This window comes from Pseudomonas sp. P65(2024) (genome assembly GCF_057480955.1).
The window spans coordinates 1-17,065 of the sequence record NZ_JBLIYX010000007.1 but is presented as its reverse complement, the minus strand read 5'-3'; the positions used below and the strand labels follow the sequence as shown (position 1 = coordinate 17,065).

Genomic DNA, 17,065 nt, shown 5'->3' with positions numbered 1-17,065 from the left:
GACGGGCGTTCAGCCTTTGGTTTCGGCTGCGCGCTTGTGGTTAAATACGGCTTCTTTTGCCCCGGGGTTTGGCCGGGGGCGCTCATCATAACAGGACGGCACCGCCCAAGACAGCGGCCGTCAAAGGGACGCAAGCCGCCATGCAAGTGAAACACCTGCTGCTGATCGCCATCCTCGGGCTCACCGCTGCCTGTTCCTCGAACAAGGAAGTCATTGACGAGAACCTCAGCGAGGCCGAGCTGTACCAGCAGGCGCAGGCCGACCTGGACAACTCCAGCTACACCAGCGCCGTGAACAAGCTCAAGGCCCTGGAGTCGCGCTACCCGTTCGGCCGCTACGCCGACCAGGCCCAGCTCGAGCTGATCTACGCCAACTACAAGAACTCCGAGCCCGAGGCCGCCAAATCCGCCGCCGAGCGCTTCATCCGCCTGCACCCGCAGCACCCGAACGTCGACTACGCCTACTACCTCAAGGGCCTGACCTCGTTCGACCAGGACCGTGGCCTGCTGGCGCGCTTCCTGCCGCTGGACATGACCAAGCGTGACCCGGGCGCCGCCCGCGACTCGTACAACGAGTTCGCCCAGCTGACCAGCCGCTTCCCCAACAGCCGCTACGCCCCGGACGCCAAGCAGCGCATGATCTACCTGCGCAACCTGCTGGCCTCCTACGAAATCCACGTGGCCAACTACTACCTGAGCCGCGAGGCCTATGTCGCCGCCGCCAACCGTGGCCGCTACGTGGTGGAGAACTTCCAGGAAACCCCGTCGGTGGGTGATGGCCTGGCAGTGATGGTCGAGTCGTACCAGCGCATGCACCTGGACGAACTGGCGGCCACCAGCCTCGAGACTCTCAAGCTCAACTACCCGGACCACCCGAGTCTGGTCGATGGCCAGTTCGTCACCAAGGTGGACGAAAACGGCAACCGCTCGTGGCTGTCCAAGGCCACCTTGGGCCTGATCGACACCCAGGCGCCGCTGCCACCGGGCGAGACCCGCGCCAACCAGGACGTGGTCAAGCAGTTCCAGGATGCTCGCTCGGAAATGCCCGAAGAGCTGCTGCCCAAGGACGAGAACGGCGACCCGATCCTGCCGGAAGGTCCGAAGGAAGCCGAGAAGGACCGTTCCTGGTTCAGCTACATGACCTTCGGTCTGTTCGACTGATACCACGCACGCAAAGAAAGGGAGGCCCGAGGCCTCCCTTTTTTCATGCCTGCGTCCTAGACTGTCGGCTTCTTTTCTCGACAAGCTGGACACCATGGTTCGCCTACTCTTCTGGATCGCCCTGATCGCCGCCGCGTTCTGGCTGTGGCGCAAGTTCAAGACCAGTCAGCAATCACCTGCCGAGCCGCGCCTGCAGGATCCGCTGAAGATGGTGCGCTGCGCCCATTGCGGCGTTCACCTGCCCAATGACCGGGCGTTATCGCGGGGCCAGGAGTGGTATTGCAGCCAGCAGCATCTGGAGCAAGGGCCAGGCCAGCAACGCTGACCGACGCACAGCCCGGAAGGGCTGTGCAATCTCCTACCGTGAATAGGCATGAGCCCTATGCGCTCAGCCCAACCGCCCCCCAGGCGCATACGGCGCCGGATCGATGATCGGCTCGCGCCCCAGCAGCAAATCACCGAACAGCTGGCACGACGCCGGCGCCAGCACCAGCCCGTTGCGGTAATGCCCGCAGTTCAGCCATAGCCCCTCATGCCCCGGCACCGCGCCGATGTACGGGATGCCTTCCGGCGACCCTGGGCGCAGGCCAGCCCAATGCCCCACCACCTCGGCATCAGCCAGCGCCGGCAGCAACTCCACCGCCGAGGCCTTCAGGCTCGCCAACGCATCACCGGTCGGGGTCTTGTCATAGCCGGCATGCTCCAGGGTACTGCCCACCAGGACATGCCCGTCGCGGCGCGGGATCGCATAGCGCCCCTTGGCCAGGACCATGCTCGGCAAGAAGTCCTCGGCGCACTTGAACAGGATCATCTGCCCCTTCACCGGCTCCACCGGCAGCGTCAGCCCGAGGGTCTGCAGCAGGTCACCGCTCCAGGCTCCGGCGCTGAGCACCACATCGTCGGCGGCGATCACTCCGTCCTCGGTCTGCACACCGGTAACGCGGCCACCGTCATGGACGAAACCGCTGATCTGGCAATGCTCGCGCAGGGTCACGTTCGCCAGCGCCTGCAGCGCGGCCTTCAGCGACTTCACCAACCGCGGGTTGCGCACGTTGGCCACGCCCGCCATGTAGATGGCATGGCGGTAACCCGGACCAAGCACCGGCACGGCGTCATAGGCCGCCGAGATATCCACCGCACTGAGCGGGCGATGCTCGCGAGCGGCCCAGGCCAGGGCCTCGGCTTCGTCTTCCAGATCCAGCCAGTACAGGCCGGTGGTGTGCACCTCGGGGTCGACCCCGGTGCTGGCGAACAGACGCTCGCCCAGCTGTGGATAAAAATCCTGCGACCAGTGTGCCAGGGCGGTCACCGCCGGGCTGTAGCGCCACGGGTACAGCGGCGAGACGATCCCGCCACCGGCCCAGGAAGACTCCCGACCCACCTCGCCCTGGTCGCACACCACCACCTGATCGACATCCGCCGCCAGGTTGAACGCGGTCAGCAGGCCGATGACACCGCCGCCGACAATCACTACTTGCTTGCTCATGGTTCGATCCAACACCTGAAGTAATTCCACGGTGCCTGGGCACCTCATGATCTTCAGCTTCCCCAGCACGCCTGGTCGCCCGCGCCCGTGTTATCGCGCACGCCCGCCTGATCGAGCAGGAAGTCGCCGCAGCGGTCATCCGCCATGAAGGCTTCGGGTGTGCGGCTGGCGCGCAAGCTGAAACGGTCAGTGTCGCGCCAGGCCTGCAGGCGGTAGTAGCGCGTGCCCGCGGGCAACACGGTGCTCAGTTGCTCGTTGTCGGCATAACCGCCCACGCGTGCGCGGTGCTGCTCCAGGCGCAATGCCGCGTCCTGCAGTAGGCCGACCGCTTCGCTTCGTGCGGCGCGGCGCAACTGGTCGCTGTAGCTGGGGTAGGCAATGGCTGCCAGCATGCCGATCAGCGCCACGACAATCAATAATTCGATCAGACCAAGGCCGCGCTGCATCTCAGCCCTCCCCCAGGCGCTGGCGCCAGCTGATCCGTTTCACCGCGCCGTCACCGTCGATGGCATAGACCGCCTCCAGCAGTTGCCGCCCGCGGGCTTGAAGGCCCACCGCCGTCACCCGGACCAGCGTCAGCCTGCCCCCGACGGGCTGACCCGCGACACGCAGGCTGTCTCCCAGGGTTTGCAGGTAAACGAAGCCACTGCGGGTCGCCAGCCAGGGTGGAGAAGGCTGCGTATCAGGTGGACTGGGTGGCGGACAGGCCTGGCATCGGGCCGGGATGCCGCCTGCAAGCAGTTCTGCGCCCTCGATCAAGGCCGCCTCCGCCTGCTCGAAGGCCCGCGCGCCGGCCAACTGATCGCCTGCCTGACGTTGCTGCAAAAGCGCCTCGCGCAGGGCCAAGGTTGCCAGCAGGCCGAACAGCAGGCTCAGGATCAACGCCAGCATCAGGACGATACCGCGCTGGCCCGTCACGACCCGGCTCCCGGGTTGCGCAAGGCCACGCTCAGTGAATGGTGCTGTTCAAGCCCGTGCTGCCGGTCATGCAAGGTCAGGCGGATATCCAGCCGCTCGCCCGCTCCCGCCTCGACACGGCTGACCTCCAGCGCCCGCACCTGGTCGATGAGGCTGGCATGCTGCGCATTGCTGGTGAGCATCAGGCTGCCGTTGCGCACCCGGTAGGTTACCCGACGCACCGGCAGCGCCAGCAACTCGCCGTCCCCGACGTGCTGCCCGGGCTGCACGCGCGCCCAACTGCGGCAGTCGCTGAGCACGGTCCAGTCCGGGCTGCCGAGCAACCCGGGCAACTCAGCGCCGACCAGGGTCAGGCTGTCGCCGGTGACCTCTATGGGCGACGCGAAGGCCTGGGCCGCGCCAGGATCGGTGAAGTCCTCGGTTTCAAGACGCAGACAACCGAACATCCCCGCCTGGCGGATATCCTCGGCCATTCGCTGCAAGGCCAGGCGCGCGTCATCCTGCAGGCGCGCCGCCGCGCCCTGCAGTCGCCAGGCCTGATACGCCGAGACGAACACCTGGCCAGCTGCCACCAGCAGCATCAGGCCCAGTGCCAGGGCCAGCAGTGCCTCGACCAGGCCCAGCCCCGTCTGCCGACGCCTCATGGCAGCACCCTGCCCTGCACGCTCAGCGACTGCCGCCCCTCGCCCATGCCCGGCCAATCGACGTCCAGCACCAGCACGCCCCCGGCCAGGTTCATACGCCCCTGCGCCGCACCACCGAGCACCTGGGTCAGACGCAACTGCCAGGCCGCTTCCTCGCCCGCCTCGATCGCCTCCGCTGCCCTCACGCGCTCCAACATGCCCTGGGCCAGTTGTAACGCCTGCCCTTCCCGCCGCGCCCCCTCGACCGCCTGCAGCCCGCGCAACTGCAAGGCCGCCGATGCAAACAGCCCCAGTGTCAGCACCGTGACGGCCAGCAGCACCTCCAGCAGCGTCATGCCCCTTTCCCTCACGTCCATTGCCCCTCCTGGGATCTTTCCTCGCCCACAACACGAACCGGCCGACTGGCGCCCTTGCCAGGCACCCTGGAAGCTACAGAGAAGCACTTCCAGGGAGGAATGCAGCGTGGGGCAACAAGGCGTAACACTGATACAAATGATGTTCGCACTAGGCGTGCTGAGCCTTCTGACACACCAGGGCATATCGGCCTACACCAAGTTCAGCGATGAGCTTTACGTCGGTGCCGTGGCCAGGGAGCTGGCGCAGACCCTGCGCGGCGCCCGCAACCAGGCAGCGCTGAGACACCAGGCCGTGCTGGTCAGGCCACTGGAGGAAGATTGGGGCAAAGGCTGGCGGGTGGTGCTGGAACAGGATGGCGAACGGTTACAGGAACATCGCCTGCACAGGCCACTGAAGATTGCCACGACCTCGTACCGGGTCGTGAGGTTCAGCGCCCGGGGGGCGCCGCTGGGGGTGGGCTTCGTCGGCACCACGCTGGACATCTGCCCGCGCACCACCCTCGACAGCCGTCATCAGGTGGTGCTCAGCCCCAGTGGCCGGGTCAGCCTGCGCAGCAACGAGGGCCGCCGCTGTGCACCGGACTGACTCAGATCGAGCGAACCCGCAGCTCCTTGGGCATGGAGAAGGTGATGTTCTCCTCGCGCCCGTCGAGCTCTTCGGCGCCGGTCGCGCCCCAGGCCTTGAGCTGGTCGATCACGCCACGCACCAGCACCTCGGGCGCCGAGGCCCCGGCGGTGATGCCGATGCGCTCGGCCCCGTCGAACCAGCTGCGTTGCAGGTCCTCGGCGCCGTCGATCAGGTAGGCCGGTGTGCTCATGCGCTCGGCCAGCTCGCGCAGGCGGTTGGAGTTGGAGCTGTTGGGGCTGCCGACCACCAATACCACGTCGCACTCGTCGGCCAGTTGCTTGACGGCATCCTGGCGGTTCTGGGTGGCGTAGCAGATGTCGTCCTTGCGCGGGCCGCCGATGTTCGGGAAGCGTTCGCGCAGGGCGTCGATCACCCGGCTGGTGTCATCCATCGACAGGGTAGTCTGGGTGACGAAGGCCAGGTGATCAGGGTTGCGCACCTGCAACCTGGCGACATCGTCCTCGTCCTCGACGAGGTAGATGGCACCGCCGTTGCTGGCGTCGTACTGGCCCATGGTGCCTTCGACTTCCGGGTGCCCCTCGTGGCCGATGAGAATGGTCTCACGGCCATCGCGGCTGTACTTGGCAACCTCGATATGCACCTTGGTCACCAGCGGGCAGGTGGCGTCGAACACCTTCAGGCCACGGCCGGCGGCTTCCTGGCGCACGGCCTGGGAAACGCCATGGGCACTGAAGATGACGATGACGTCGTCCGGCACCTGGTCCAGCTCTTCGACGAAGATCGCGCCACGGTTGCGCAGGTCCTCGACCACGAACTTGTTGTGCACCACTTCGTGGCGCACGTAGATCGGCGGGCCAAAGACTTCCAGGGCGCGGTTGACGATCTCGATCGCCCGGTCGACCCCCGCGCAGAAGCCGCGCGGGTTGGCGAGTTTGATTTGCATGCTCGGCTCCAGGCTCACACGGCCTTCACGTCGAGGATCTGCACCTCGAAGCTCAGGGTCTTGCCAGCCAGTGGATGGTTGAAATCGATGGTCACCTGGTTGTCGTCGAACGCCTTGACCACGCCTGGAAGCTCGGTGTTGGCGGCGTCGTTGAAGATCACCAGCAGCCCTTCGGACAGCTCCATGCCTTCGAACTGCGAGCGCGGCATCACCTGCACGTTCTGCGGGTTGTGCTGGCCGAAGGCGTTCTCAGGGGCGATGGTCAGCTTGCGCTGGTCACCGGCCTTGAAGCCGAACAGGGCCGTCTCGAAGCCCGGCAGCAGGTTGCCGTCGCCGACCTTGAACACGGCCGGGGCCTTGTCGAAGGTGCTGTCGACGGTGTCGCCGTTTTCCAGGTGCAGCGCGAAGTGCAGGGTGACTTCGGTGTTCTGGCCAATGCGGGTCTCAGTCATGGACGGCTTCCTCGGACTTCTTGCTCTTGAACATGTCCAGCGCCAGCATCACCGCGCCCACGGTGATCGCGCTGTCGGCCAGGTTGAAGGCCGGGAAGTAGTAGCGGTTCTGCCAGTGCACCAGGATGAAGTCGACCACATGGCCCAGCACGACGCGGTCGTACAGGTTACCCAGCGCGCCGCCCAGCACCAGGGCCAGGGCCACGGCCAGCCAGGTCTCGTTGCGCCCCAGGCGCTTGAGCCAGACCACCAGCACGGCACTGACCACCACGGCAATCAGCGCGAACAGCCAGCGCTGCCAGCCGGAGCTGTCGGCCAGGAAGCTGAACGCGGCGCCGGTGTTGTAGGCCAGGGTCCAGCTGAAGTAGTCGGGAATGACCACGATCTGCTGGTACATGGTCAGCTCGTTGTCGAAGTACAGCTTGGTGGCCTGGTCAAGGACCAGGACCACCAGGCTCAGCCAGAGCCAGGCAAGGCGCCCGAAGCGCCCTGCAGGAGCATTAGGCATAGTGGCGCACCTCACCCGAACCGCTCAGGTTGTCGACGCAACGGGCGCAGATCTCCGGATGCTCCGGGTGGCTGCCCACATCGGCGCGGAAGTGCCAGCAACGGCCGCACTTGGCATGGCCGGACTTGACCACTTTCAGCTTGAGTCCTTCGACTTCGGTTGTCACGGCATCGGCCGGCGCCTGGACGAACGGCACCACGCTGGCGGCCGAGGTGATCAGCACGAAGCGCAGCTCGTCGCCGAGCTTGTTCAGGTCGGCGGTCAGGCCCTCTTCGGCGAACAGGGTGACTTCGGCCTGCAGGTTGCCGCCGATGACCTTGGCGGTACGCTGGTTTTCCAGCTCCTTGTTGACCGCGGCTTTAACGGCCATCACGCGATCCCAGTAGGCACGGTCCAGCTCGGCGTCGGCCGGCAGCTCGGCCAGGCCCTGGTACCAGGTGTTGAGCATCACCGACTCGTTGCGCTCGCCCGGCAGGTACTGCCAGATCTCGTCGGCGGTGAACGCCAGGATCGGCGCGATCCAGCGCACCAGCGCCTCGCTGATGTGGTACAGCGCGGTCTGGCACGAGCGGCGGGCAACACTGTTGGCGCCGGTGGTGTACTGGCGGTCCTTGATGATGTCGAGGTAGAAGCCGCCCAGCTCCTGCACGCAGAAGTTGTGGATCTTCGAGTAGACGTTCCAGAAACGGTACTCGCTGTAGTGCTCTTCCAGCTCGCGCTGCAGCAGCAGGGTGCGGTCGACCGCCCAACGGTCCAGGGCCAGCATGTCTTCGGCCGGCAGCAGGTCGCGGGCCGGGTCGAAGCCGGACAGGTTGGAAAGCAGGAAGCGCGCGGTGTTGCGGATGCGGCGATAGGCATCGGCGCTGCGCTGCAGGATCTGCTCGGAAACCGCCATCTCGCCGGAGTAGTCGGTGGCCGAGACCCACAGGCGCAGGATGTCGGCACCCAGGGTGTCGTTGACCTTCTGCGGCTCGATGGTGTTGCCCAGCGACTTGGACATCTTGCGGCCGTTCTCGTCCACGGTGAAGCCGTGGGTCAGCAGCTCGCGGTACGGCGCGTGGCCGTCGATGGCGCAACCGGTGAGCAACGAGGAGTGGAACCAGCCACGGTGCTGGTCGGAGCCTTCCAGGTACAGGTCGGCGCGCGGGCCGGTGGCGTGGCCGATGTCGTGGGAGCCGCGCAGCACGTGCCAGTGGGTGGTGCCAGAGTCGAACCACACATCGAGGGTGTCGGTGATCTTGTCGTACTGGCCAGCCTCGTCACCGAGCAGCTCGGCAGCGTCCAGCTTGAACCAGGCCTCGATGCCTTCCTGCTCGACGCGCTTGGCGACTTCTTCCATCAGCTCGACGGTGCGCGGGTGCAGCTCGCCGGTCTGCTTGTCGAGGAAGAACGGGATCGGCACGCCCCAGTTGCGCTGACGCGAGATGCACCAGTCCGGGCGGTTGGCGATCATCGAGTGCAGGCGCGCCTGGCCCCAGGCCGGAACGAACTTGGTCTCTTCGATGGCCTTGAGCGCGCGCTCACGCAGCGGCTCGCCAGTGCTCGGTTGCTTGTCCATGCCGACGAACCACTGCGCGGTGGCGCGGTAGATCAGCGGGGTCTTGTGGCGCCAGCAGTGCATGTAGCTGTGGCTGATGGTCTCGGTGTGCATCAGCGCACCGACTTCACTGAGCTTTTCAACGATGGCCGGGTTGGCCTTCCAGATGAACTGGCCGCCGAAGAACGGCAGCGACTCGACATACACGCCGTTGCTCTGCACCGGGGTGAGGATGTCGTCGTTGACCATGCCATAGCGCTTGCAGGTGACGAAGTCGTCTTCACCGTAGGCTGGCGAGGAGTGCACCACGCCGGTACCGGCGCCCAGCTCGACGTAGTCGGCCAGGTAGATCGGCGACAGGCGGTCGTAGAACGGGTGGCGGAAGTTGATCAGTTCCAGGGCCGAGCCTGGAGCGGTGGCGATGATCGAGCCTTCCAGGTTGTAGCGCTTGAGGCACGACTCGACCAGCTCTTCGGCCAGCACCAGCAGGCGCTCGCCGGTATCGACCAGGGCGTACTTGAAGTCCGGGTGGATGTTCAGCGCCTGGTTGGCCGGGATGGTCCACGGGGTGGTGGTCCAGATCACGATGGCGGCGGGCTTGGCCAGCGCGCCCAGGCCAAAGGCGGCGGCCAGCTTGTCGGCATCGACCACCGGGAAGGCGACGTCGATGGTCTGGGATTTCTTGTCGGCGTACTCGACCTCGGCTTCAGCCAGGGCGGAGCCGCAATCGAAACACCAGTTCACAGGCTTGAGGCCCTTGAACACGAAGCCCTGCTTGACCATCTCGGCCAGGGCGCGGATTTCACCGGCCTCGTTGGCGAAGTTCATGGTCTTGTACGGGTTGTCCCAGTCGCCCAGCACGCCCAGGCGGATGAACTCGGTCTTCTGCCCTTCGATCTGCTCGGCGGCATACTCGCGGCACAGCTCGCGGGTACGGTCGGCGGTCAGGTGCTTGCCGTGGGTGACCTCGACCTTGTGCTCGATCGGCAGGCCGTGGCAGTCCCAGCCCGGCACATACGGCGCGTCGAAACCGGACAGGGTCTTGGAGCGGACAATCATGTCCTTGAGAATCTTGTTCAGCGCATGACCGATGTGGATCTTGCCGTTGGCATAGGGCGGGCCGTCGTGCAGGACGAACTTCGGACGATCCTTGCCAATCTCGCGCAGCTTACCGTACAGGCCAATACTGTCCCAGCGCTGCAGGATCTGCGGTTCGCGCTGAGGCAGGCCGGCCTTCATGGGGAAGGCGGTGTCCGGAAGGTTAAGCGTGGCTTTGTAGTCGGTCATTTCAGGCTCTTCGTTAGCGGTTGAGCGTGCCAGTGGGCACGTGCGGCGGCGATGTCCGCGTCGATCGCCGACTTCAGCGCCTCCAGGGAGGCGAAACGCTGCTCTTCACGCAGCTTGTGGTGGAATTCCACCGTCAGGCGCCGGCCATACAGGTCGCCGGCGTAGTCCAGGAGATGAATCTCCAGGTGAGGACGCCCGTCACCGGCGACGGTGGGGCGCACTCCGATATTGCCGACACCCGGCCAGGCCTTGCCGTCGATTTCGATGCTGGCCAGGTAGACCCCGGACAACGGCACGCGACGGCGCTTGAGCTGGATGTTGGCGGTGGGGGTGCCGAGCTGGCGGGCCAGCTTCTGGCCATGCAGCACGCGCCCGGTGATGCGGTACGGACGGCCCAGCAGGTGCTCGGCCAGCTCGAAGTCGCCTTCGGCCAGGGCCTTGCGCACTTCGGTGCTGCTGACCCGCAGGCCGTCCTGGATCACGGTGTTGGCCGCCTCGACGGTGAAGCCGTGGCGTTTGCCAGCCTCGGTGAGGAAGGCGAAGTCGCCGGCGCGGTCGCAGCCGAAGCGGAAGTCGTCACCCACTTCGAGATGGCGCACGCCCAGGCCATCGACCAGCACCGCCTTGACGAACTGCTCGGCGCTGAGCTGGCTCAGGCGCTGGTTGAACGACAGGCACAGGACCCGGTCGATGCCCTCGCCGGCCAGCAGCTCGACCTTGTCGCGCAGACGGGCCAGGCGCGCCGGAGCGCTCTGCGGGGCGAAGTACTCGCGCGGCTGCGGCTCGAAGATCACCACGCAGGTGGGCAGGCCCAGCGCCTGGCCGCGTTCGCGCAGGCGTGCGAGGATCGCCTGGTGGCCGCGGTGGACCCCGTCGAAGTTGCCAATGGTGGCGACACAGCCCCGGTGCTCGGGGCGCAGGTTGTGAAGACCTCGAACCAGCTGCATAACGCGCTTCTTGCTCATAAAGTGGCCGATTATAACCACACCCGGGCGCTGGTGACAGGCAGCAGCGCCCCCAGGGGGCATGGAATGCGAAAAACCGACGCCTGACCCCTCATGCGCCTCAATGCAACGCCTTGCGGGCGAAATGCCGTGGGCGGAACCCGCACAGGAACAGGCAGCCGAAGTAGGTCACCACGCCCGCGGCAATCAGCGCCCCGAGACGCAGGAAGCGCGCAAGCATGTTGCCCTGTTCCCAGGCCGGCAGGTAATGCATGCCCAGCAGCAGCACGCCCGACATCAGGGTCACGGCCAGCACCAGCTTGAGCAGGAACGGCATCCAGCCCGGCTGCGGCTGGAACAGCTGCTGGCTGCGCAGTTTCCAGAACAGCAGGCCGGCGTTCAGGCACGCGCCCAGGCTGATGGCCAGGGCCAGCCCGGCATGGGCCAGCGGGCCGACCAGGGCCAGGTTGAACAGTTGGGTGCAGACCAGGGTGAAGACCGCGATCTTCACCGGCGTGCGGATATTCTGCTGCGCATAGAAGCCAGGTGCCAGCACCTTGACCAGGATGATCGCCAGCAAGCCCACCGAATAGGCGATGAGCGCGCGCTGGGTCATGGCAGCGTCGAAGGCGGTGAACTTGCCGTACTGGAACAACGCCACGGTCAGCGGCTCGGCAAGGATGGCCAGGGCCAGGGTGCAGGGCAGCACCAGCAGGAAGCACAGGCGCAGGCCCCAGTCGAGGATCCGCGAGTACTCCTCGCGATCCTTGTTGGCATAGGTCTTGGCCAGGGTCGGCAGCAGGATGGTGCCCAGGGCCACGCCGAGCACACCGGACGGCAGCTCCATCAGACGGTCGGCGTAGTACATCCATGACACCGAGCCTGCCACCAGGAACGAGGCGAAGATGGTGTTGATGATCAGCGAAATCTGGCTCACCGACACCCCCAGGATGGCCGGCAGCATCTGCTTGAGCACGCGCCACACGCCGCTGTCGCGCAGGTTCAGGCGTGGCAGCACGAGCATGCCGATCTTCCTCAGCGCTGGCAGCTGGTACAAAAGCTGCGCCAGGCCACCGGCCAGCACGCCCCAGCCCAAGGCCATGATCGGCGGGTCGAAGTACGGCGTCAGCAGCACGGCGAAGGCGATCATCGCCACATTGAGCAGCGTGGGCGTGAACGCCGGCACACTGAAGCGGTTCCAGGTATTGAGAATCGCGCCGACCAGCGACGACAACGAGATCAGCAATATATAAGGAAACGTCACCCGCAACAGCGCGGTGGTCAGCTCGTACTTTTGCGCGCTGTCGACGAAGCCCGGCGCGGTGGCCCAGACCACCCACGGCGCAGCAAGGATGCCGATCACCGTGACCAGGGCCAGGACCAGGGTCAGCAGGCCGCTCACATAGGCGATGAAGGTACGGGTGGCCTCCTCGCCCTGCTGGGTCTTGTATTCGGCCAGGATCGGCACGAAGGCCTGGGAGAAGGCCCCCTCGGCGAAGATCCGCCGCAACAGGTTGGGCAGTTTGAAGGCGATGAAGAAGGCGTCGGTGGCGATGCCGGCGCCGAACACCCGTGCCAGGATGGTATCGCGCACGAAGCCGAGCACCCGGGAAATCATGGTGATGGAGCTGACTGCAGCCAGGGATTTGAGCAGGTTCATCGAAAAATTTCACGCCAGGGACAGAGGGCGCTGCCAGACAGCGTCCGAATGTGCGATACTCCCGCGCCTTCGCAGGGGAGCCAAAAATTCCCGAGTTTACAGGTCGTGCGGCAGAAAGGAATATTTCCCTCCTGCTGGCTCACCACTCGGCGGAACCCTGCAGGTGGCCTTGACATCCGCTCGACTCATCGGCATGATTCGCGGCCTATTTTGTTTGCTATTTACCTAAAGTCTTTCGAGGAGCTCGACGGTGGCCAACTCACCTTCCGCCAAGAAACGTGCAAAACAGGCTGAGAAGCGTCGCAGCCACAACGCCAGCCTGCGTTCCATGGTCCGCACCTACATCAAGAATGTAGTCAAAGCCATCGACGCAAAAGACGCCGAAAAAGCGCAAGCCGCTTACGTTCTGGCTGTACCTGTAATCGACCGTATGGCCGACAAAGGTATCATCCACAAGAACAAAGCTGCTCGCCACAAAGGCCGTCTGAATGGCCACATCAAGGCGCTGAAAGAAGCTGCAGCTGCCTAAGCGACGTTCTTGTCGAAAAAACCGACCCTAGGGTCGGTTTTTTTATACCTGTGATTTCTCTCCACACTCCTCTATCTGTAAGAGCGGCGTTGCGTCGCGAAAGGGCCGCAAAGCGGCCCCGGCGATTGTGCGTCTGCACTGAAATCCTGGGGCTGCCGTGCAGCCCTTTCGCGACACGAGGCCGCTCCTACAGGTACCAGGCCAACCGTTCGATCACTTACCAATCTGAATCTTCGGCGCCCACTCCAGCCAAGCATCCTCGGCCTTGTCGAACAAGGCGAAGGTCTGCTGCGGCCGCGCCGGGTTACCCATCTGTTCGCCGTCCGGGGTGGCGAAGGCAATTCCGCCCTCGATCAGGGTCTCCACCGACTCGGTGCGCACCGTGGCGCCCTTGAACAGCCCCCAGTCGAAGCCGAACCCGCTGCTGTTCCAGAAACGGCTGCCGCCACGAACCAGCCCGGCGTAACGCGGTTCGATCAGGATGTGGATAAGCACACGGTCGGCGGTCTGGCCCAACTCGAAGCCGGTGACCTTGCCCACCGTGACCTCTCGATAGGTCACCGGCACACCCGGCTTGATCGAGCCGCGGCGCGCCGCGCTCAGGGTCAGCGGCAGGCCGACCTCCTCGCCTTTCACCTCCGGCGCATCACTCAGGGCGATGAAGTCACGCTGCGGCCCCTTGTCCTTGAGCGCCGGCAACACCTCCAAATATTGGCCGCCGATCAAGGTGTCGAGGTTCTGGGTACGCACCAGCCCCAAGGCCGGCTTGACCACCCAGAACTGGGTGCCGGCACGGGCGATACGCTCGGCCGCTTGGGTGATCCGTGCACGCAGCACCACGGCCTGCAGATCAGCGGTCAGGTCGACGCTCTCGACACTGCCCACATCCAGGCCACGAAAACGGATCGGCGTGCCCGGCTTCAAGCCTTCGGCACGGTCCACACGGATAGTGATCAAGGTACCGGCACGGTTGGCCGCATCCTGGCTCTCGTGCAGGCGGAAACGCGGAATATGGCGCTTGAGCGGCACATCCGGTTTCGGCGTATCGAAGGCGATACCACCCGCCATCAGCGTCTGCAGCGACTCGCTCTTGACCTGGATGCCCGACAGCCCGCCAGTCAGGGTGATGCCGCTGGCATTCCAGAAGCGCGTGGAGCCGTTTACCAGGTTGGCGTACTCCTTCTCAATATGGACGCCGATCAGGATGCGTTTGCTGTTGCGAGCGAACTGGTAACTCTGCACGCTTCCCACCCGCACCTGGCGATACATCACCGGGCTGCCTACCTCCAGCGAACCCAGGGTGTCGGCGAACAGCACCATGTGCAGGCCCGGCGCCTTCAGGTCCAGCGGCGGCGCCTTGGGACGCGCCTCGAATTCGCGCAGCGGCTTGGCACCTGGCTCACCCGGGCGCACGGCAATGTAGTTGCCCTTCACCAAGGCCTCGAGACCGGTGATGCCGGCCAGGGAGATGGACGGCTTGACCACCCAGAACTGAGTGCCTTCAACCAGGTAGTCCTCGGCCAGGGGATCCATGGTCAGCTCGGCCATGGCCGTGGAGAGGTCGCCTTCGACTTTCAGTTCCTTCAGCGATCCCACCTGGATACCTTTGTACAGCACCGGTGTACGGCCCTTCTGCAACCCCTCGAAATCGCTCAGCTTGACCTTGACCCGGATACCGGCCTGGGCGGCATCGAAGTCTTCGTAAAGACGGAACGGCAGGCTTGGGTCGGTGGGCGGGCTGTCCTTGCGGTTCTCTGGCGTGGCAAAGGCGATGCCGCCGGCAACGATGCTCGAGAGCGATTCGGTGCGCACCTTCACGCCGGACAGGTCGGCGTCGATGCTGACCCCGCTGGCGTTCCAGAACCGCGTGTGTTTACGTACCAGGCTGGCGTAAGCGGGCGCAATGAACACCTTGATCTCCACCGTGCCCTGGTCCTCGGACAGGCGATAGCTCTTCACCCGACCCACCTGGATCTGTTTGTAGAACACCGGACTGTCACGATTGAGCGAACCCAGGCGCTCGGCCTTGAGGGTAAGGTGCAGGCCCGGCTCGGAATCGGACAACGGCGGAGCTTCCTTGAGCGCGGTGAAACGCTTGGTCGGCTCCCCCTCCCCGGGATCAACGGCGATGTAGTTACCCGAGACCAACGTCTCCAGGCCCGAGATACCCGCCAAGCTGACACTTGGCTTGACCAGCCAGAAACGCGTGCCCTTGGTCAGGTGCGGGCCCGCTTCCTTGCGCATCTCGATGGTGGCGACAACGCCACGGTTGTCACCCTTGTCATCCAGCACCAGGGCGGTGACCTTGCCCACCGACATGCCCTTGTAGATGACCTCGGTCTTGTTGGCGACGATGCCCTCGCCACTCTCGAAGCGCACCTGGATCTCGATACCAGCATCGCGATAGGCCTGCCAGGCCAGCCAGCCGCCGATCGCCAGGGCAATCAGCGGCAGGATCCAGATGGCCGACCAATTCGAAGCAGGCCGGGTTTTAGCCGTAGGCAAATCACTCATGGTCGTCATCCGACTCCGTGTTATCCCAGATCAGTCGGGGATCGAAAGTTAAAGCGGCGAGCATCGTCAGGATCACCACGGTGGCGAAGGCGACGGCGCCCAGGTTGGCTTCGACACTGGCGATGCGCCCGAAATTCACCACCGCGACCAGGATGGCGATGACGAAGATGTCCAGCATCGACCAGCGACCGATGAATTCGATGAAGCGGTACATCAGGATGCGCTGACGTGCCGAGAGCGGCTGGTGGCGCTGCACCGAGTACAGCAGCAGGGCGATGCCGACCAGCTTGAAGGTCGGCACCAGGATGCTGGCGATGAACACCACAGCGGCGATCGGCAGCATGCCGTGCTTCATCAAGGTGATGACGCCGGACATGATGGTGTCCGGGCTGCCCTGGCCGAGCGCGCTGACGGTCATGATCGGCAGCACATTGGCCGGGATATAGAGCACCATGGCCGTTATCAGCAGCGCCCAGGTGCGCACGATGCTGTTGGGCCGCCGGGCATGCACCACCGCGCCGCAGCGGGTGCAAGCCTGCGAGGTGCTGTCCGGCTCCTGGCGGTTCAGCTGGTGACATTCATTGCAGACCAGGATGCCTGCATCAATCGCCCGCATGGACATCCTCCCCCGACAAGGCCACCCAGATCTGGTGTGGCGACATGACCACCTCGAGCCATACCTGCACCAGCAACAGGCTGATGAAGCAGAACAGGCCCAGGCCGATGCTCAGCTCGGCCAGGTCGACCAGCTTGACGATGGCCACCAGCACGCCCATGAAGTAGACCTCGAGCATGCCCCATTCACGCAGGTGGTGATAGATACGATAGATCAGCAGGCCATAGCTGCGGCCAATATCCAGGCGGATGCTCAACAGCACCATCAGCTGGCAGAGCAGCTTGAGCAAAGGGATGGCCATGCTGCACAGGAACACCACCACGGCGATGCCGCGCATCTCTGAGTTGTATAGGCCTAATACACCGCTCCAGACGGTGTCGTCGGAGGTCTGGCCGAGCAGGTGCAATTGCATGATCGGCAGGAAATTGGCCGGCACGTACAGCAGCAGGGCGGTCAGGACCAGGGCCAGGCTACGGTTGATCAGGTTGTGGCGATGAGCGTACAGCTCGTAGCCGCAGCGCGGGCACAAGGCCTTCTCGTCATGCTGCAGCGTGGTCTTGCGCATCAACAGGTCGCACTCGTGGCAGGCCACGAGTTCGTCCAGCGGCAGCTGTGCGAGCGCTTCGGGATCGACAGGGTTGGGCATAAAGGGGTTCTGAATGGATGCGTCGGCTCTATTCTAGTGTTCCGACTCGAATTGTGGGAGACGGCCATTATGAGGAACTGTATCGATGTTCGGGTCACATTTTCCGCAGGCGACACGATCCCCCGCACCCACGCTGCGTGTTGCACAACAGAGCCGGCGTTGGCTTAGAAACGCGGAAAAGACAAAACCCCTACCTGCTCGCGCAGATAGGGGTTTTGCGAAATGAATCTTGACGATGACCTACTCTCACATGGGGAAGCCCCACACTACCATCGG

At 64.7% G+C, this 17,065-nt stretch carries 17 protein-coding genes and 1 pseudogene; 4 read left to right on the top strand and 14 right to left on the bottom strand.

What is annotated here, in order from left to right; translation table 11 throughout:
• Positions 1-140 precede the first annotated feature (140 nt).
• Positions 141-1,160, top strand: coding sequence for an outer membrane protein assembly factor BamD (locus AC25MA_RS12005; RefSeq protein WP_028689895.1), 1,020 nt, complete (start codon positions 141-143; stop codon positions 1,158-1,160).
• A gap of 94 nt (positions 1,161-1,254) precedes the next feature.
• Positions 1,255-1,485 carry a PP0621 family protein gene (locus tag AC25MA_RS12000; protein WP_028689896.1) on the top strand — a complete coding sequence of 77 codons (231 nt, stop codon included), beginning with the start codon at positions 1,255-1,257 and terminating at the stop codon, positions 1,483-1,485.
• A gap of 63 nt (positions 1,486-1,548) precedes the next feature.
• Here the strand turns inward: AC25MA_RS12000 and thiO are convergent, their stop codons facing one another.
• The 5 genes and pseudogenes from thiO to AC25MA_RS11975 all read right to left on the bottom strand — a co-directional run.
• On the bottom strand, positions 1,549-2,646 hold the full coding sequence (gene thiO / locus AC25MA_RS11995) for a glycine oxidase ThiO (RefSeq protein WP_069016172.1): 1,098 nt from the start codon (positions 2,644-2,646) through the stop codon (positions 1,549-1,551).
• Between the two features lie 53 nt (positions 2,647-2,699).
• Positions 2,700-3,092, bottom strand: a complete 393-nt coding sequence (locus tag AC25MA_RS11990) for a type IV pilin protein (protein ID WP_028689898.1) — start codon at positions 3,090-3,092, stop codon at positions 2,700-2,702.
• A 1-nt stretch (position 3,093) separates the two neighbouring features.
• Entirely contained in the window at positions 3,094-3,564 is a 471-nt protein-coding gene (locus AC25MA_RS11985) for a hypothetical protein (protein ID WP_139121021.1), read from the bottom strand.
• Positions 3,561-4,208 (bottom strand): PilW family protein, encoded by a 648-nt coding sequence (locus tag AC25MA_RS11980; RefSeq protein ID WP_069016173.1) that lies wholly within the window; start codon positions 4,206-4,208, stop codon positions 3,561-3,563. Before AC25MA_RS11980 ends, AC25MA_RS11985 begins: the two co-directional genes overlap by 4 nt.
• A 179-nt stretch (positions 4,209-4,387) precedes the next feature.
• Positions 4,388-4,564, bottom strand: a pseudogene (locus AC25MA_RS11975) (prepilin-type N-terminal cleavage/methylation domain-containing protein); the annotation flags it as partial.
• Between the two features lie 136 nt (positions 4,565-4,700).
• On the opposite strand from AC25MA_RS11975, the gene AC25MA_RS11970 reads away from it, so the two are divergent.
• On the top strand, positions 4,701-5,150 hold the full coding sequence (locus tag AC25MA_RS11970) for a GspH/FimT family pseudopilin (RefSeq protein ID WP_367869666.1): 450 nt from the start codon (positions 4,701-4,703) through the stop codon (positions 5,148-5,150).
• A gap of 1 nt (position 5,151) precedes the next feature.
• Here AC25MA_RS11970 and ispH read toward each other — a convergent pair whose 3' ends face one another.
• The 6 genes from ispH to murJ all read right to left on the bottom strand — a co-directional run bounded on the left by ispH (position 5,152) and on the right by murJ (position 12,484).
• Entirely contained in the window at positions 5,152-6,096 is a 945-nt protein-coding gene (gene ispH / locus AC25MA_RS11965; protein WP_028689902.1) for a 4-hydroxy-3-methylbut-2-enyl diphosphate reductase, read from the bottom strand.
• Positions 6,097-6,110: 14 nt separating this feature from the next.
• Positions 6,111-6,548 (bottom strand): FKBP-type peptidyl-prolyl cis-trans isomerase, encoded by a 438-nt coding sequence (gene fkpB / locus AC25MA_RS11960; RefSeq protein ID WP_028689903.1) that lies wholly within the window; start codon positions 6,546-6,548, stop codon positions 6,111-6,113.
• Positions 6,541-7,056 (bottom strand): signal peptidase II, encoded by a 516-nt coding sequence (lspA, locus tag AC25MA_RS11955; protein ID WP_486972042.1) that lies wholly within the window; start codon positions 7,054-7,056, stop codon positions 6,541-6,543. Before lspA ends, fkpB begins: the two co-directional genes overlap by 8 nt.
• Entirely contained in the window at positions 7,049-9,880 is a 2,832-nt protein-coding gene (gene ileS, locus AC25MA_RS11950; RefSeq protein WP_232854060.1) for an isoleucine--tRNA ligase, read from the bottom strand. The genes lspA and ileS overlap by 8 nt, the downstream gene beginning before the upstream one ends.
• On the bottom strand, positions 9,877-10,827 hold the full coding sequence (ribF, locus tag AC25MA_RS11945; RefSeq protein ID WP_028689906.1) for a bifunctional riboflavin kinase/FAD synthetase: 951 nt from the start codon (positions 10,825-10,827) through the stop codon (positions 9,877-9,879). Before ribF ends, ileS begins: the two co-directional genes overlap by 4 nt.
• Positions 10,828-10,945: 118 nt before the next feature.
• Positions 10,946-12,484, bottom strand: coding sequence for a murein biosynthesis integral membrane protein MurJ (gene murJ, locus AC25MA_RS11940; protein ID WP_028689907.1), 1,539 nt, complete (start codon positions 12,482-12,484; stop codon positions 10,946-10,948).
• Between the two features lie 250 nt (positions 12,485-12,734).
• Here murJ and rpsT point away from each other — a divergent pair, with 250 nt between their 5' ends.
• A complete protein-coding gene (rpsT, locus tag AC25MA_RS11935) occupies positions 12,735-13,013 on the top strand; it encodes a 30S ribosomal protein S20 (protein ID WP_023533220.1) in 279 nt (92 codons plus the stop codon).
• A gap of 213 nt (positions 13,014-13,226) precedes the next feature.
• Here rpsT and AC25MA_RS11930 read toward each other — a convergent pair whose 3' ends face one another.
• Genes AC25MA_RS11930 through AC25MA_RS11920 form a run of 3 tightly spaced genes read right to left on the bottom strand, consistent with a single transcriptional unit; the run spans position 13,227 to position 16,789 of the window.
• Entirely contained in the window at positions 13,227-15,527 is a 2,301-nt protein-coding gene (locus AC25MA_RS11930) for a PqiB family protein (protein ID WP_069016177.1), read from the bottom strand.
• Positions 15,520-16,143: a paraquat-inducible protein A gene (locus AC25MA_RS11925; protein WP_028689909.1), complete on the bottom strand. Its 624-nt coding sequence runs from the start codon at positions 16,141-16,143 to the stop codon at positions 15,520-15,522. Before AC25MA_RS11925 ends, AC25MA_RS11930 begins: the two co-directional genes overlap by 8 nt.
• Positions 16,130-16,789 (bottom strand): paraquat-inducible protein A, encoded by a 660-nt coding sequence (locus AC25MA_RS11920; RefSeq protein WP_062363899.1) that lies wholly within the window; start codon positions 16,787-16,789, stop codon positions 16,130-16,132. Before AC25MA_RS11920 ends, AC25MA_RS11925 begins: the two co-directional genes overlap by 14 nt.
• Positions 16,790-17,065: the final 276 nt, after the last annotated feature.

Excerpts from the sequence above, each read along its gene's own strand:
- AC25MA_RS11980 (WP_069016173.1), bottom strand. The coding sequence starts at position 4,208 with ATGAGGCGTCGGCAGACGGGGCTGGGCCTGGTCGAGGCACTGCTGGCC.
- AC25MA_RS12000 (WP_028689896.1), top strand. The coding sequence starts at position 1,255 with ATGGTTCGCCTACTCTTCTGGATCGCCCTGATCGCCGCCGCGTTCTGG.
- AC25MA_RS11920 (WP_062363899.1), bottom strand. The coding sequence starts at position 16,789 with ATGCCCAACCCTGTCGATCCCGAAGCGCTCGCACAGCTGCCGCTGGAC.
- AC25MA_RS11970 (WP_367869666.1), top strand. The coding sequence starts at position 4,701 with ATGATGTTCGCACTAGGCGTGCTGAGCCTTCTGACACACCAGGGCATA.
- AC25MA_RS11930 (WP_069016177.1), bottom strand. The coding sequence starts at position 15,527 with ATGAGTGATTTGCCTACGGCTAAAACCCGGCCTGCTTCGAATTGGTCG.
- lspA (WP_486972042.1), bottom strand. The coding sequence starts at position 7,056 with ATGCCTAATGCTCCTGCAGGGCGCTTCGGGCGCCTTGCCTGGCTCTGG.
- ribF (WP_028689906.1), bottom strand. The coding sequence starts at position 10,827 with ATGCAGCTGGTTCGAGGTCTTCACAACCTGCGCCCCGAGCACCGGGGC.
- ileS (WP_232854060.1), bottom strand. The coding sequence starts at position 9,880 with ATGACCGACTACAAAGCCACGCTTAACCTTCCGGACACCGCCTTCCCC.
- AC25MA_RS11990 (WP_028689898.1), bottom strand. The coding sequence starts at position 3,092 with ATGCAGCGCGGCCTTGGTCTGATCGAATTATTGATTGTCGTGGCGCTG.
- AC25MA_RS11925 (WP_028689909.1), bottom strand. The coding sequence starts at position 16,143 with ATGCGGGCGATTGATGCAGGCATCCTGGTCTGCAATGAATGTCACCAG.
- thiO (WP_069016172.1), bottom strand. The coding sequence starts at position 2,646 with ATGAGCAAGCAAGTAGTGATTGTCGGCGGCGGTGTCATCGGCCTGCTG.
- fkpB (WP_028689903.1), bottom strand. The coding sequence starts at position 6,548 with ATGACTGAGACCCGCATTGGCCAGAACACCGAAGTCACCCTGCACTTC.
- murJ (WP_028689907.1), bottom strand. The coding sequence starts at position 12,484 with ATGAACCTGCTCAAATCCCTGGCTGCAGTCAGCTCCATCACCATGATT.
- ispH (WP_028689902.1), bottom strand. The coding sequence starts at position 6,096 with ATGCAAATCAAACTCGCCAACCCGCGCGGCTTCTGCGCGGGGGTCGAC.
- AC25MA_RS12005 (WP_028689895.1), top strand. The coding sequence starts at position 141 with ATGCAAGTGAAACACCTGCTGCTGATCGCCATCCTCGGGCTCACCGCT.